At 38.8% G+C, this 17,351-nt stretch carries 11 protein-coding genes; all 11 read left to right on the top strand.

Translation table 11 applies throughout. The features are described 5' to 3' along the window. The first annotated feature begins 39 nt into the window (after positions 1–39). The 11 genes from ACO052_RS19580 (at position 40) to ACO052_RS19530 (ending at position 17,351) form a co-directional block, all read left to right on the top strand. Complete coding sequence (locus ACO052_RS19580) at positions 40–3,210, top strand: SusC/RagA family TonB-linked outer membrane protein (RefSeq protein ID WP_422105494.1); 3,171 nt, start codon at positions 40–42, stop codon at positions 3,208–3,210. Positions 3,211–3,220: 10 nt separating this feature from the next. Then, on the top strand, positions 3,221–4,531 hold the full coding sequence (locus ACO052_RS19575; RefSeq protein ID WP_422105493.1) for a RagB/SusD family nutrient uptake outer membrane protein: 1,311 nt from the start codon (positions 3,221–3,223) through the stop codon (positions 4,529–4,531). A gap of 178 nt (positions 4,532–4,709) precedes the next feature. After that, positions 4,710–7,925 (top strand): SusC/RagA family TonB-linked outer membrane protein, encoded by a 3,216-nt coding sequence (locus tag ACO052_RS19570; protein ID WP_422105492.1) that lies wholly within the window; start codon positions 4,710–4,712, stop codon positions 7,923–7,925. A 57-nt stretch (positions 7,926–7,982) separates the two neighbouring features. After that, a complete protein-coding gene (locus ACO052_RS19565) occupies positions 7,983–9,521 on the top strand; it encodes a RagB/SusD family nutrient uptake outer membrane protein (RefSeq protein WP_422105491.1) in 1,539 nt (512 codons plus the stop codon). A gap of 13 nt (positions 9,522–9,534) precedes the next feature. After that, a complete protein-coding gene (locus ACO052_RS19560; RefSeq protein WP_422105490.1) occupies positions 9,535–10,746 on the top strand; it encodes a hypothetical protein in 1,212 nt (403 codons plus the stop codon). A gap of 11 nt (positions 10,747–10,757) precedes the next feature. After that, positions 10,758–12,287: a PKD domain-containing protein gene (locus ACO052_RS19555; RefSeq protein WP_422105489.1), complete on the top strand. Its 1,530-nt coding sequence runs from the start codon at positions 10,758–10,760 to the stop codon at positions 12,285–12,287. 10 nt (positions 12,288–12,297) lie between these two features. Next, on the top strand, positions 12,298–13,248 hold the full coding sequence (locus ACO052_RS19550; protein ID WP_422105488.1) for a polysaccharide lyase family 7 protein: 951 nt from the start codon (positions 12,298–12,300) through the stop codon (positions 13,246–13,248). 175 nt (positions 13,249–13,423) lie between these two features. Beyond that, positions 13,424–14,125 carry a FadR/GntR family transcriptional regulator gene (locus tag ACO052_RS19545; protein ID WP_422105487.1) on the top strand — a complete coding sequence of 234 codons (702 nt, stop codon included), beginning with the start codon at positions 13,424–13,426 and terminating at the stop codon, positions 14,123–14,125. A 24-nt stretch (positions 14,126–14,149) separates the two neighbouring features. Beyond that, positions 14,150–15,448 carry an MFS transporter gene (locus tag ACO052_RS19540; protein WP_422105486.1) on the top strand — a complete coding sequence of 433 codons (1,299 nt, stop codon included), beginning with the start codon at positions 14,150–14,152 and terminating at the stop codon, positions 15,446–15,448. 52 nt (positions 15,449–15,500) lie between these two features. Then, positions 15,501–16,253, top strand: a complete 753-nt coding sequence (locus ACO052_RS19535) for an SDR family NAD(P)-dependent oxidoreductase (protein WP_422105485.1) — start codon at positions 15,501–15,503, stop codon at positions 16,251–16,253. 51 nt (positions 16,254–16,304) lie between these two features. Then, positions 16,305–17,351, top strand: a complete 1,047-nt coding sequence (locus ACO052_RS19530; RefSeq protein WP_422105484.1) for a PfkB family carbohydrate kinase — start codon at positions 16,305–16,307, stop codon at positions 17,349–17,351.

Here is a 17,351-nt window from a genome sequence, read left to right as displayed (position 1 = left end):
TGGTTGACCAATAAATTCTAACTAATTATAATCAATATTATGAATGTAAAATTTAAGCTGACAACACTTGTCGCTTTAGTGTTTAGCACATTTGTTTTTGCTCAAGAAACTTATATGCTTAATGGTACAGTAACGTCTGAGTCAGATAGTATGCCAATTCCAGGTGCTAATATTATTGTCGTTAATACGACGAGAGGCGCAACGACAGATTTTGATGGGAAATTTCAAATTGAAGTAAAGAATGGTGAAGTACTTCAAGTGTCTTATGTGGGCTATGCTACACAATCCGTCACCATAAATAATCAACAAGACTTAAATATTGTCTTAAAAGAAGGCAATTCCTTGGATGAAGTCGTTATTGTAGGTTATGGTACACGAAAGAAAATACACAATACAGGTGCCATAGCTCAAGTAAAGGGTAAAGAGGTTGCTGCAATCCAAGCTAACCGTGTAGATGATGCATTGGCAGGTAAACTTTCGGGTGTACTTATTCAAAATCAAAGTGGTGAACCAGGTGCTGATCCTAAAATTCAGATTAGAGCGGCGGCTTCTGTTACAGGAGATTCAAACCCTCTAATTGTTGTTGATGGTTACCCTATTTCGGGAAATTTGGCAACCGTTAACCCTAACGATATTGAAAGTGTGGAAGTTCTAAAAGATGCTGCTTCTGCTGCCATTTATGGTTCACGAGGGGCTAATGGTGTCATCTTAGTCACGACTAAGAAAGGTCGAGCAGGTAAAACCTCCTTTAGTTACAACACCTTCTACAGTATATCGAGCAAATATCGCGATAATATCCTTCCAACAGGTAGAGAGTGGGACAATACCATCGAAAGGAACGTCAATAATGGATCTTGGGATCTTTCTGGGCTCGATCAAGATATCTTGGCTTTGAGAAGAGAAATGTATCGAAATGCGCCTGACCAAGTCGCTGTTGAAGATTGGTTATTCCAAAATGGTTATACCATGAACCATGATTTTAGTATGAGTGGTGGTTCAGAAAGTGTCAATTATTTTGCTTCCATGGGCTATCAGGATACAGAAGGTATAGCGATTACCCAAGGTTTTGAAAGATTTAATGCACGTCTAAATTTAGATGCTAAATTGGGTGATAAATTTAAAACAGGTCTTAACGTTAATGGATTTGCTTCCAGAAGAGATGTTTTGGCACATGGCCAAAGAGACTTGTTAAGAGCTTACAGTATTCACCCTATATTTCACACCGAAGCATCCATTGCTTTTGTACAACAGTTAGACCAACAGGCTCAGGCTATAGGACTGAACCCATTTGATGGTGGTTTTTCAGGAGGTAATGCAGATAGTGAAACACCAATGAATGCTAGTATTTATACCTTGCAACCTGGTGACTATGCTCACGACTGGCACTATGGTAGAAATGGTCTTTTTGGTGGTTCAAGTAATCAAGGACCTGCGGCTAAGTTATTGGAAAGAGATCGCTATGAGACTACCTATTTTGTGAATTTAAGTACCTATTTGCAATATAGCATCATTGATGGTTTAGACATAAGAACAGTCTTAGGTGCAGATCTTCGAGATACCAAACAGTACTTTCACGCCTTGTCGCAGGCAGATAGACGAGGAGAAATCGCAAGAACCTCTTTAGATGAAACCAATACAAAACGGTCATCTATATTGAGTGAGACGACTTTAAGTTATAATAAGGTTATCGGAAAACACGATATCTCTGCAGTCATTGGCTTTGAATTCCAAAATTTTTATACCACCGCTATAGCGACGAATGGTACGAACTTACCCAATGATGATATTTTAAACTATAATTTGCTAACACAAGAAAGTATAGTAGTCACAGAACGCGATGAGACCATCGCCAGAAATAGTGTTTTTGGAAGAGTGCAATACGCCTATGACAACCGTTACTTGTTTTCTGCTTCATTAAGACGAGATGGCGACTCACGTTTTGGGGCTAATCAACGCTATGCCAACTTTCCAGCAGTGTCTTTAGGTTGGAATATGCACAATGAAGCGTTTTGGAATTCCGAAACGCTGAGTACAGTGAAGTTAAGGGTGAGCACAGGATCGCTTGGAACAACAGCATTTTTAGGAGCTTATAATTCCTTGAGTTTATTAAATCCTTCCGCAACAGCATTTGGAACAGGTTATTTAATTCCAGACGATATAGAAAATGCAGATTTAACATGGCAAACCAATACAGAAACCAATTTCGGTATTGACCTAGGGTTCCTAAACAATCGTTTTCGTTTAAGTGTAGATTATTATACCTCAGATATTGAGGATATGTTAATTAGCCAGAGTGTTTCTGAGGTCTTAGGTACTGCGGCAATCAATAAGAATATTGGCGATTTGAGAAGTTCGGGATTAGAATTCGAATTGGGGGCATTAGTGATGCAAAAAGGAGACTTTACTTGGAGTATGAATGCTAATTTATCAACTGTAGAAACCGAAATCACCGATTTAGGAGACTTAGATGCCTTACCCGATGAACAGTTTGGTGTCAGTGGTAGAGGTCCTGTTTTTAGAAATTATGTAGGCGGTGAAATCGGAGAAATGTGGGGCTTGGAAACAACAGGTGTCGTACCGACAGGAGAATTAGAAGATCCTACATTATCACCAAATAACACGAGCGGCTATAGTTATGTGGTTGATCAAAATGGCGATGGCGAAATTAACGAAGATGACTACGTAAAGATTGGCCAAAATACACCAGATTTTTATTGGGGTATGTCACATAATTTAAGATATAAAAACTTTGATGTATCCATGCAGTTTCAGGGTGCACAAGGAGGGGAAGTTTATAATCTAGATCCCCTATATTTTGAATCGCAATGGGGAAGAGCTTTAAGAAGCGATTTTGATGCTAATGACGATGGAATTGCAGATGAAAATGGACTTTTTTACGATAGGAATAGAGATCAAACAGATCATGGGATACAAGATGCGTCATACATAGCGCTGAGAAACTTAACTATAGGGTATACATTTAATTCTGATCTCATAAGTTCAATAGGTTTAAATTCTGTTAGAGCCTATGTGGCTGCCACTAATTTATTTTATATCATGGGCAGCGATTATACAGGCTATAACCCTGAAGGTATAAAGAATTTCGACGGTGGCGGTGATACTTATAAAGGGCCTACAACGTTTGGTGTGCAAGAAGGCGCAAGTCCCATTGTAAGAAGTTTTACGTTTGGTTTAAATGTTAATTTTTAAAAAAAGAAAAATGAAAAAAATAGTCTATTTAATCGTATGTTCAATGCTGGTTTTAACCGCATGTGAAGATTTAGATCAAGCACCTGATAATATTGCAAGTTCCGATTCCCTAACCAATTTTGGTGGCGTATTAAATGCAGCGTATTATTATCAACAAGCAGCAGCGACGCCTATGGCTGTTATGGGTGATTTCAGAGCTGATAATATGGAAATGAGAGAAGCACCTTATACAGATTTCCACACCTTTAATAGTAATTTAACAACATCGATGGGGGATCAGTTTTTCGCCCCGATCTATAGAAATATGTACAAATCCATATTAAGTGCAAACAATGTTATTGAAAACTCAACAGATGACACACAGATTGCTGAAGCAAAGTTTTTAAGAGCATTGTCCTACTTTAAACTAGTGATAGTATTTGGAGATGTTACGGTGAATTTATCGGCAGCACCGAGTACTACGGACACGTCAATTTTGGTAAGACAACCCAAAGAAGAAGTTTATAATACGGTAATTATACCAGATTTAACAGATGCCATCACGGTATTGGATAACTCCGAGATATCAAACGGTAGGGCGTCTCAGTTAGCGGCTCAGGCACTCCTAGGAAAAGTGTATGCAACCATGGGCAATTATCCAAATGCCGAGGCCTTTTTAGGCGATGTCATTAGCAATGCAAGTGCTGCTGGTGTAACTTTAGTCTCTGATTTTTCGGAGGTTTTAGATGATGGGAATTCAGAAATTATTTTTGCGACCCAAAAATCAACGACCATTAGCGATGAGTACGATTTTTCAGAGTTTACGGTTTGGTATGGTGGTTTTGAAGATAAGGCCCTATTACCTTTGAATCCTGATTTAATAACGGCTTTCGATGATGCTGGAGATACCACGCGAAAGGACTTGACAATTGACGATGATCCGACGCAACTAAAAAGTGTGAAGCGCAATTTAGGACTTGAAAGCGACTGGATAGAAATAAGATTGTCGGATGTCATTTTATTGTATGCAGAAGCTATAAATGAAAATGGCTCAGATACAGCGGCAAACACCTTGGCCCTGTTAGATGACATCAGGACAAGAGCAGGCTTAGGCAGCTTGTCTGGTAGTGCTACGACACAGGATGAGGTTAGAAAAGCCATTTTAGATGAAAGACGACTTGAATTAGCCTTTGAGGGGCAACGCTGGTTTGATTTAGTGAGAACAGGTGCAGTAGACGCTGAGATGGGACAGACCATTAATTCTAATTATTACGTGTTCCCTATTCCGATTTCAGAAATCAACTCTAGTGATGGTGTAATTACACAAAATGCTGGATACTAGTAAAAATAGGCTGATTTTTATTAGATTCTGCGCTCGTAGAACAAGAGCGCAGCATACGTAATAGAAAAATAAATCTTCAAAAGATTGTTATACTAGGGATCTTTTGTATATATTTGGTAAACCAAACTGGTTAACCAATTTTAATAACCAGTTTAAGCGAACTAATTAATCAATTATAATGACTTTAAAAATTAAGCTATCCGCCATCTTCGCGTTAGTATTTGGTGCTGTGATTTTTGCTCAAGATGCTTATGTCTTAAAAGGTAGTGTCACTTCGGCAAATGATAAAATGCCAATTCCTGGCATTAATATTCTCGTTTTGAATACAAAACGAGGTACCTCCACCGATTTTGACGGTAATTTTACGCTTGAAGTGAGCGACGGGGAGATATTACAGTTCTCCTATCTTGGATATAAAACCCAAACGATTGTAATCAGCGGACAACAAGATATAGCTGTAGTCATGGAAGAAGATACTAGTGTCTTAGACGAGGTTGTACTCATAGGCTATGGTGATCAGAAAGAACGCAATGTAACCAGTGCTCTGACAAAGGTATCACGTAAAGATATCAAAGACCTTTCGGTACCTCGGGTAGAAGATGCTTTAAGAGGTAAAGTAGCCGGATTAAGAATTCAAACCGTGGCATCCGAAGCTGGTGGTGATCCTAAGATCACATTGAGAGGCCCCGGTTCAATTACAGGCACCTCTGCGCCATTAATTGTGGTGGACGGTATAGTTTTAGGAACTGAGCCCGATATTCTGGCGTCGATAGATAATAATAATATTGAATCTATCAGTGTCTTAAAAGATGCTTCATCCGTGGCTATCTATGGGTCTCGTGGTGCAAACGGTGTGATTTTAATTACATTGAAGGAAGGTGTTACCGGTAAAACACAATTCTCTTACAATACATTTACGGGTTTTAGATATACCGTTAATAATGACAATTTTAATACCTCTATTTCAGACGAGCGATCACGACTAAATAGCTTACAGGGCGTTGTTGATCAAATCGCTCCAACGAGTCCAAATTTTAATAGAATTATCAACGATTATAATAATGCCTATGCAGAGCTAGAAGCCATGGAGTTTATAGCATCTCTCGGGGATGGTGAAAAGAATTGGCAAGATGAAATTTTTGAAGGGGGTATTATTCAAAGCCACTCATTATCAGTAAGAGGAGGTACAGAATTAACAAATTATGTGGCCTCGTTGGGATACCTCCAGGATGAAGGTGTTGCCCTTGTTGATAAATTCACAAAGTACAATGCTAGAATAAAAGTAGATAGCAGATCAAAAAATAAGAAGATTAAATTCGGAGGGAACTTACGTGTCAATTATAACGACCAAGTAAGGCTACCAGCGCGATTTACAGATCCTTTAAGACAATATGGGCATATACCATTATATTTAAATGAAGATCATCTTAATTATATTACTGGTGGAAATCCAGGAGATGCTGGTGCTCAATTTGAGAATATAGGTGTAGGAAGCTATGGATTTTCTAGAGCATTTGATCATGTATTTACGGTCGATCCCAATAACCCTAGATCTATTTTAAGAGATCCAAGTACAGGTCTACCTGTTGCGAGTTCATTACCATCTGGTGGTTTGACCTTATCCACAACTAGAAATGTACACCCATTAGTACATTTCTTAGAAAGATCTCGGGAGAAAAAGCAGTTTACACTAAACGCGGCAACGTATTTAGATGTAAAGTTAGCCAAAGGTTTAACCTTTAGACAAACCGTATCTGCTATTTTCAGACATACTAAAAACAACAACGCCGATTTCTTTTTTGGTCAGGAAAACAGAGAGCAAGAATCCTTTAGAGAAGAGATACGCGATGAAATTAATCAGTATGCTTTTGAATCCATTTTAAGATATAATAAGAGTTTTGGTAAGCACAATTTTAACTCCATACTAGGTTTTGAATTTACGCAAAGAGACTTTTTTAGACAGCAGTCCGAAGCGGTCGGCTTTACCGATGATTTCAATAATAATATAGCGCTTGCAGACGGCGGTACGACTTTTACGAATAATGCGAGTGAAAAGCTGGTGTCCTATTTTGGAAGAATAGATTACAACTATGATGAAAAGTATTTGTTGCAAATATCGGCGCGTACCGATGGTAGCACAAGATTTGGACCGAACAATCGATTCGGTTTTTTCCCGGCGGCATCCGCGGGTTGGATTATTTCGAATGAGGAGTTTTTGTCATCAAGCGATTTTATTACTTTCCTTAAAATAAGAGCGAGTTACGGGATATCAGGATCCAACGAAATCTCCAATAATATATATGAATCGCTTTATAGGTTCGAAGAAACATTTAGTACAATCAGTTATGATGGAGACCCGGGGGTAAAAGGAACAACACTAGCCAACGCAAATCTAGGATGGGAAAAATTAATTGAATTCAACCCAGGGATAGATATCACCTTTGGTAATGGACTGATTAACCTATCACTGGATTACTATACAAGGACTAGTGAGGATTTAATCCTTTTTGCACCTGTGGCTGCGGTTTATGGCGCTGATAATTGGTTACAGAATATTGGTGAGGTAAAAAATGAGGGATTTGAAATTGAATTAAATTCAAGACTCTACGCTGATGAGAACATAAGATGGACGGCTTCTGGTCAATTTTCATTAAATAGAAATGAAGTCGTTGACCTAGGTGGTAACGAGCAAATCATTTCAAGAATAGATCAAGATACAAGACCTACCGAATTTATCGCGAGAGTAGGGCAACCCATAACCTCCTTTTATGGTTGGGTGTATGATAGGGAAGTCCCGCTAGAATGGGTAGATAATCCATTTAATAGATTTAACAATGATTTTGCTAGAGTTTATGTTAAGGACTTAAATGGTGATGGTATCATAGACGATGAAGATCGAACAGAATTAGGAAGTCCTTATCCTGATTTTACTTGGGGTTTTAATACCTCTCTTAATGTTCATAATTTTGATTTTTCGGTGCAGCTAGAAGGATCTCACGGTGCCGAAGTTAGAGTTGCCGATTTAGATCAGTTGTATTATGCTAGTGAATCTGCTGCAAATCCGGTCTCTAATTTTCCAGATTTTGATTTAACCGTTCATAGACGATTTACAAATGATCATATTCAGGATGCGTCTTTTGTAACGGTGAGAAATATTGTTTTGGGTTATACCTTCCCAGAATCCGTATTGAATGACTTAAATATTAGTAATTTAAGGGTGTATATGACCGGTGAGAATTTATTTTACTTCACTGCTGCAGGTTATGAAGGTTTTAATCCTGAAGCAGCAGGTCAAACATCAAATAACGCAAACACACCATTAACGGCTGGATACCAGAGAGGTGATGGCCCAATAGTTAGAACAGTATCTTTAGGAGTTAACTTACAATTTTAATTAACGATGAGAAAGAATAATATCATACTAATTAGCTTTTGTTTTTCGCTTTTCGCAATGTTTACAAGTTGTGAGGAAGAATTAGACTTAAGCAACCCGACGGCACTTTCTTTAGAAGAATTATTACAAACGGAAAACGGCTTTTATTTACTGGCCAATGGTGTTTTAGATGCCTATCAGAAAGTGCCAGCAAATGAGTTTCTATTGATAGAATTGAGGTCCGATAATTCGCGAGCAAACACCGAAAATGGAAACTTCCCGGAAATTGCTAGATATAATGTAGATCCCAATAATGGGGATGTTGCGACTTACTATTCCAATAATATGGCGACCATTAAGCATGCCAATACCATTATTGACAATCGGTTTTTGGCTCCTGAAGATCTACAGTACACGGTTGGTGAGGCTTATTTTATGAGAGCATTATGTCATTTTAATTTGGTTAGAGCTTACCAAAACGTACCGTATATCGATACAGTCTTAGATCCGAATAGCGATGAAGCTAGGGATTATCCACAATTGCCAGAAGCAGAGGTTTATGATAGAATTATTGATGATTTTAGAACCTCAATCGCGTTTTTAAATGGCGGTGAACAAAATAGGTATCGACCAACAGAAGGTGCAGCTATATGTTTGGCAGCCAAGGCCTATTTGAGTCAGCCGAATCCTAATTATGCAGAGGCTGAGTTATTATTGGCATCTGTCGTAGAAAATAATACGTCTTTTGGCTACGATTTGCTATTTACAGAATTTGGTAGTGCTCAGGATTTTACCGGTGATGGCATAGTCTCAGAACGTGAGTATCATGCGAATTTAGCCTTAGATTTCGGTAGAATTTTTGGTAATGATATACCAATAGAATTTTCTGAGCTAGAAGGTACCTCAGTACTTAATGGAGAGTGGTCTAACAATCCAGGTTTAGAGATAAATGATGAAATCATATTTTCAATTGCTTATGACTTGGTAAGTAGTGATAATTACGTCACTAGTGATAGCGGTCTAGATGATCAAGTGGAAACAGATTCCGAGTCTCATAGTTTTGCTATGACCTTGCAAGGACCGTCTAATGGTGTAAACATTGCGACACTTGAGTTATTAGATATTATGACAGCCGAGTTGCAGCCTGTGAGATTTCCAGTGACTTTTAGAGCAATAACCGTAAATACTGATGATATCACAAATGACACATATAACGCAAAATTTCCGACGGATGGTGAGATTGGTGATAATGATTGGATTATCTTAAGATACGCAGATGTACTGCTATTATATGCTGAAGCGATATTAGGTGGATCAGAAAGTACAACAGATCAAAGAGCCATTGACGCCTATAATCAGGTAAGAGTTAGAGCTGGACTTGAAGAAGCCTTTGCAGTTTTGACAAAACAGGAACTTTTAGACGAAAGACGAGCAGAATTTGTTTATGAAAATCAACGATTGTATGATTTAATTCGATTCGGTCAAGCCGATGAAGTGTTGCAACAGTTTTCAATTGATAACAGTTTAAGTTATACATCAGATAGAAAGTATCTTCCTTTTCCACAAAGGGAAATAGATAACTTACCAAATTTTTACACACAAAATAATGGGTATTAAAAACGACATAATTATGAAAATCAATAGGTTAACTTTAAGCGGCTTATTGCTAATGCTATTGTCATTGTTTGCTTGCGTAAGTGATGACTTAGCGGATGTAGGTGATTTAGAGGACATTACTGGTCCAACACCATTTTATAATTTTAGTGATGAGACGTTTGCTGAGTTTGATTGTGAAGAAAATGAATTATCGTCAAACTATCAATTCAATTTTCAGGCGGGCTCTAATCTAGCCGTAAATGGCACACAGTATTTGTGGAGTGTAACGGATACGGATGGAAATGCCGTGAACATACTTTTAATCAATAAGGATTTACCCATTCTTCAATTACTAATAGAAGCGGAGTTAACCGATGTTATTGCTATCGAAGAAGATATCGCTGAATTGGAATTTAAGATACCTTGTGAGGATGACCCAGCAAGGGTAGCCGTGATGCAGGCCGAAATTGCGGCTTTACAAATCGCATTAACAGAGGCGCAAAATGCACTGTCTGATGAGACCCTTCAGAATGTCGCTGATTTAGAAGCACAAATTTTAGCATTAGATGAAGCCACTTTAGAAGATAGAGAATTAATCATTGAATTTCCAGGCCCTGGTACCTATAATGTAGGGCTTACAGTAACTGATAATTTAGGGAAGTCGGAATCTACGGAAAGAGCTATTACTGTGTTACAAGCTGTTCCAATGATTCCTGTACCAGAAATTGCAGAACCTAGCTTTGAGGATAATAGTCTGTTTGATGGGACAGGCGATGGTAGGGATTCGTGGCGCGTACCGAGCAATGCAGCTTGGAGTCCGTTAGGAGGCGGTACAACAGTTATACAAATTAATACAGATACGAGTCCAGGGGAAGGGCCCGAATTACCAGATGGCGTACAAGCTGCGAAATTTCCAGCAGGAGGAGATAGGGTAGCTTATCAAGAAATCGAGGTGACGCCAGGTGCACAATATGTAATCACCTATTTCAGTGCGTTCAATTTAGATGCTGATGGCCAAATGAAGGTTTCAATTTTAGCGCCTAATACTTCAAGTTTTAGCGAGGCACAGTTAGAAGAAAATATAATTGCCTCTAGAATAGATACCAATGCAGGTCGCGTTGTTAATGTATTTCAACAACACTCCATAAGCTTTGAAGCAGGAGAGCATGAATCTGTAATAATCTTTGCAAATAACTCAGGTGACGAAGCCCGATTAGACGCATTTAATATCGTAGTCGTGCAATAAATATGATAATTATGAATACAAAAATAAAAAAAGGGTTTTTAGGTATTTTCACAGTAGTGTGTGTGCTTGCGCTAAACGCATGCTATGATGATGGGTTTGAAGAGTTTGTTCCACCATCTGGGAATATAAATAATATTCAACCTAATACCCTATTTACGACAAGTACGGACGCCGATAATAGTTTAACCATATTTTTCAGGAGTTTTTCAACCGATGCGGTTTCATTTTTATGGGACTTTGGAGATGGTAATACATCGACTCAAGAAAATGTGGATTATACCTATGCTACAGGTGGCTTATATACAGTAACATTAACTACTTTAAGTTCAGACGGACTTGAGGCCACAGCAACAGCTCAGGTGTCACCTGTATTTATAGATTTTGAGGTGGCCATAGTAGATACAGAAGTGACATTCAGTAACTTGACGACCGGAGCCAAAAGTTTGGTTTGGGATTTTGGAGATGGGGATTCGGTCACATGGAATAGTGAGGAAAATACAGAAGAAGATCCTGAGTTCAATCCCATACACTTCTACTTAACAGAAGACACCTTTCAGGCGACACTTACCGTTACCAATTTTTTAGATAGAGAATTTTCTGTAACTAAAAGCATAGAAGGTTTGGTGTTATCTACCGTTCCGAATTTTACATTTACGACTTCAGATTTAACAGTGCAGTTTACAGACGATTCATTGCTTGCAGTTAGTCATTTTTGGGAGTTTGGTGATGGTAATACCTCTACAGAACTCAATCCAACACATACCTATGCAGCAGCAGGAACGTATAATGTTACCTTAACAACGACTAATGAAGCTGGAGTGGCGAGAGATATAACGATTCAGGTCCCTGTTGGTGGCGTTATGGCTACTTTCGATGCTGTTATTCAAAATGCAGACTTTGAGACCTATCCGACCGCCGAAAATAATAATAACGACCTTGTTGATGCATGGACCGTAGATCCTGATAATTCCTTCAATGATGGGTCGCCAACACCTTTTAATTTTTGGAGAAATGATGACTTAGAAGCTTGGGTGTCGAACCCCGCTAATAATGGCGGTTCAGGAACGACAGATAAGGCAAGTTCATCAGGAACAGATGCACAATCCGCAGGTGGCACCTCTGGACGATCGCTCAAATTCGATAGTTCAGGTGAAAGAGCTTATCAGCCTTTTGAAATAGAAATAGGTGTAGAAGGGTATTCAATTTCTGTATTTGTTAAGTCCGAAAGTACGCCTGTTGGTGATGTGGAAGGTACGTTCTACATTTTATCAGATGAACCGTCTAGTGATAATGATTTAGCGGCCTTGACCTTAGCAAGCTACGAGGTTGTCTCGGATGCTATAGATAATTGGCAACAGGTTTCATTTAGTTTCAATGCTGACGCAGCCTTTAGTTTTCCACAAGATCGCGTCGATGAAAACACTAATGATATACTGGTGTCAACAGATCAGAAATTCGTTATTTTCTATTTTGTACCAACCAATACAGTAACCTCGAGTAATGAAGTATTTATAACTGATGTTGTAATTACTACACCTTAATTAAGGATGAATGAAAAAAGTTTTGATGCACATATTTAATGATTTACGTATCCTTTTTTTCACGGTGATTGTTTTGCTGCTGAGCTGTAATACGGTGGTATGTCAAACCAACCAAAATGACACTACGGTTTCAGAGCTAAAAAAAGACACAAAAAGAAAAAAGAAAAAGAAGAAGCGTAAAAAAAAGTATAAGCTACCAAAGATTGATTTAAGCCATTGGAAAGTGACCTTACCAGTGACTAATGATAGAGGGAAGCCTTATGAGATCGAGCCACCAGAAATATTGGATTTTGCATCAAATGAGATTGCGAGGCCTTATATGTATATCGACTCCACAAAAGGGGCTATAGTATTTCACGCTATGCCCACGGCGTCTAAAACCAAGAATACGAAGTATACGCGGTCTGAGCTGAGAGAGCAAATGGTACCGGGAGACAATAACGTGAATTGGACCTTTAAGGATGGGGCTTACATGAAGGGAAAGTTGGCCATGGATGAAGTAACTCGTGATGATGAGGGCAAATACCATCGGGTGATCATTATGCAAATTCATGGACGTTTAACGAATGAACAACGCGATTTAATTGGAGAAGACGATAATAATGCACCGCCCATATTAAAAATTTATTGGGATAAAGGCAAGGTGAGAGTAAAGACAAAAGTCTTGAAAAATATCAACGCCGTAGAACCCGAAATTCTTCATGAAGATGCCTGGGGTGATGATGAAGGATTTAATTTTGAAGAAGAAGTGGGTTTTAGAAAGTTTACATTAGAGGTTAAAGTGTCTGATGGCAAAATGGTGATTGGCTTAAATGGCAATGAATATAAAGTATATGAAAATATTCATATGAAGAAATGGGGGGTATTTGAAAACTACTTTAAAGCAGGAAATTATTTTCAGACGAGAGATGAGGGCGCCTATGCCAAAGTGAGATATTATGAATTAGAAGTTAGTCATTGAGTTGAGTATCGTATTTGAGTTAGTTGATTATAACGAGCGCTTCGCTCATAGTCCAAAAAAGCGGAGCGTTCTGTTTAAAAGGTTAAAACTAATGCGAAATAATTATCTGATATGATTTAATTTATATAAATTTAAGAAGAAAAATCTGGTTAACCAGTTAGTAGAAATTTATAGTATGAAATTAGAAACACTACAAAAAATGGAAGGTTTAATCCTTCAAAAGTCAATAATCGCTAAAATTAGGGATCTCATTAACTATAAAAATCTCGAACCCGGAGATAAGTTGCCTTCAGAAAGAATGCTTTCTGAGAAATTTGGTGTAACGCGAAGTAATATTAGGGAAGCGATTCAAAAACTAGAATTTTATGGCATCCTGAAATCCATTCCTCAAAGTGGAACTTTTGTCGCCAATATTGGTGTCATTGCCATTAACGGTATGATAGAGGATATTTTGCGACTCGAGGATCCGGATTTTAAATCTTTAGTAGAAACCAGAATTCTTTTAGAGTTAAAAACGGTAAGATTGGCAGCTTTACGGAGAACAGATGACGATCTGGAAAAAATGAAGGCTTCCTTAGATGCTTATACTAAAAAAGTGCTTGAAGGTAAAGATGCCGTTCAAGAGGACTTGTTATTCCATTTAGCTATAGCAAAGGCTAGTGGCAATAGCACGATGAACACATTTATGCTGATTATTACTCCGGGAATCATCACAAATTTTGAAAAATATCACGTCTGTGATAAAGATTTAGCGACCAAAGGTATTCAAGAGCATCAAGCCATATATGATGCCATAAAGCAGCAGGACCCCAAGCTGGCCAAACAAAAAATGAAAGAACATTTTAGCGTTTTATATCAGTACTGCTATAATGTCTAAGAGACCCTAACCCTATATCAAAATATGAAAGTTAAAGGATTGAGGTGGTGGATTATAGGCTTAATTGCCCTAGCCGCCATTATAAACTATATAGATAGACAAGCGTTTTCGGTACTTTGGGAAGCAGGTATTGCCGAAGAACTATATCCTGAATTAGACCAAGAAGGTCGCAAAAAGGTGTATGGACGCATCGGTTTCTATTTTATTATTGCATATGCCCTTGGGCAAGCATTATTTGGTAGAATATTTGATAAGCTGGGCACGCGCATTGGTTTTGTACTATCTATAGGGTTTTGGTCACTAGCAACAGCTTTACATGCTTTAGTAAAGGGGTTTGCAGGCTTCACCTTTGTCAGAGTTTTATTAGGCTTGTCTGAGGCGGGTAATTGGCCTGGAGCGGCTAAAGGTAATGCGGAGTGGTTCCCAACACAGGAAAGGGCCGTTGCACAGGGCATATTTAATTTTGGGGCATCCTTTGGTGCCATGATTTCCATACCGGCCATAGGCTTTTTAGCACAAAAATTACACTGGCAATTGGTTTTTTTAATCATTGCAACACTTGGGTTTTTATGGTTAATACCTTGGATGATTTATGCAAAAACGACCCCCAAAAAGCACCCTTGGATTACAGATAAGGAAAAAAAATACATTCTGGACGGTCAGGAAAATGAAGCTGTTAAAGCTGATGGTTCCGAGGTCGAGAAGAGTCTGAGCTATGGCAAAATTCTGAGTTTAAAACAAAGTTGGGGTGTCATCATAGCCTCAGCCGCTATAGATCCTATATGGTGGATTTTTGTGATTTGGATTCCAAATTATTTGGTCAATGTATTTAATATGGATATCGCAGGGATTACAAAATACGGTTGGGTACCGTTTTTAGGAGCCATGATAGGAGCGTGGTTTGGAGGCCTCCTTGCCAAAGCCTTTTTCAAGAAAGGATGGAGTGTCAATAAGGTGCGAAAAATGACTATCGGTATCGGATGTGCAATAATGCTACCTGCATTATTGGCATTGAGTTCTCCAGGAAATGCCTTGATTGCTGTTGTCATTATGGCCGTTATCTTATTTGGTTTTCAAACAGCCATCGGTAATATTCAGACCTTACCTAGTGACCTCTTAAGTGGAAAATCCGTAGGCACACTATCTGGACTTGCTGGTATGTCCGCAAAATTCGCTGCGGCCATCTTAACTTGGTATATCGGAGATAAATTACCCGTGGATAAGTACTCCTTTGTGTTCCTCATAGGGGCAGCACTGGTAGGTATAGTTATCCTCTCCGTTTGGGTACTGATTCCTAAAATTCAACGGATTCAAAATTCATGAATCAACATTTAAAACGTAACATCAACAACATTTAAATTAAAGCAAAAAACAAATGAGTAAAATAGCAATAGTAACAGGGGCAACAGGCGGTATAGGTTTCTCGGTAGCCAAAAGATTGGGTGAAGATGGATATACGGTAGTATTAAATGGAATCGATGACGCGGCCGGTGCAGAACGATTAAAAGAATTAACGGATGCAGGGATAAATGCCGAATATTATGGCTTCGATGTCACTAATGAAGAACAAGTTGTTTCCAACATTACCAATATTGGTGAAAAATATGGAAAAATAGATGTTCTCGTAAATAATGCAGGTGGCCTGGGCGGCAGATCTCGATTTGAAGAGATGACAACTGAATTTTACAGATTCGTTATGGCCTTAAATTTAGACTCCGTGTTTTTTGCTTCAAGAGCAGCAATTCCATTCCTTAAGAAAGGAGAACACCCTTCCATAATTAACTATACTTCTAATGCAGGTTGGACCGCTGGCGGACCTGGTGCTGGGATTTATGGCACTTCTAAAGCAGGTGTCCATGCCATTACCCGAGCCTTAGCTAAGGATTTGGCAGAGTACGGTATACGCGTAAATGCTGTGTCTCCAGGTACTATCGATACGCCTTTTCATGCGCAAATAAAAGCGACTAAACCAGAAGTTTTTGCATCATGGGCCAATAACATCATGTTAGGACGGCTAGGACAGCCAGAAGATGTTGCAGGAGTTATTTCCTTTTTAGCCAGTAAAGATGCGTCATTTATTACTGCCGAAACGATTCAAATTGGAGGCGGTCAGGCTCTTGGGATTTAATCGTTGCGAATTAAGTAGTTATAGTAAAAACTAAATATCAAAATCGATCAAATGAAAAAAGTAGTCACCTTCGGTGAGATCATGCTGAGGTTAGCTCCACCTGGTTTTCTGAGATTTTCTCAAACGACAAGCTTTGACGTTGTCTACGGTGGTGGGGAGTCTAATGTTGCTGTGTCACTAGCCAACTATGGCGTACCAGTTGACTTTGTTACCCGATTACCTCAAAATGATTTAGGTCAATGTGCCATGATGGAAATGCGAAAAAGAGGTGTTGGCGTAGATCATATTATATATGGTGGAGAACGCTTAGGCATTTACTTCTTAGAAACAGGAGCCGTCAGTAGAGGTAGTAAGGTCGTCTATGATAGAGCACATTCGGCTATTTCTGAAATTGAACCTGGAATGATTGATTGGACATCCGTCTTCCAAGATGTCAGTTGGTTTCACTGGACAGGTATTACACCAGCAATTTCTCAGGGAGCGGCGGATGCTTGCTTAGAGGCCGTGCGTGTAGCGAGTGAAATGGGCGTAACCATTTCGACGGATTTGAATTACAGGGCTAAATTATGGAACTATTGTGATGATGCACAAAGGGAAAAAATTATGACTGAATTGACCTCCTACTGCGATATTGTTCTTGGTAATGAAGAAGATGCAGAAAAACATTTTGGAATACATCCTGAAGGACTCGATGTGCATAAACACGGTCATGATGTAAAAGCAGAAGCTTTTTTATCCGTATGTAAGCAAATGATGCAGAAATTTCCAAGAGCTAAGAAAGTTATTACCACTTTAAGAGGTTCGATATCAGCATCCCATAATACTTGGGCCGGCGTTTTGTATGATGGTAGTACGATGTATGAGACTAGGCAATATCAGATTACGGATATTGTAGATCGTGTTGGTGGTGGCGACTCATTTATGGGAGGACTTATTTATGGATTGTTGAAATATCCTGAAGACGACCAAAATGCTTTGGATTTTGCAGTTGCGGCATCGTGTTTAAAACATACCATTAAAGGTGATGCAAATTTAGTAACCGTAGCTGAAGTAGAAAAGTTAATGGGCGGTGATGCCTCAGGGCGAGTAGCAAGATAG

It is taken from the genome of Winogradskyella sp., assembly GCF_965228925.1.
In the GTDB taxonomy this organism is placed as follows: Bacteria; Bacteroidota; Bacteroidia; order Flavobacteriales; family Flavobacteriaceae; genus Winogradskyella.
Note: the sequence above shows the minus strand (reverse complement) of the source record. Positions and strands in the feature narration are given on the sequence as shown.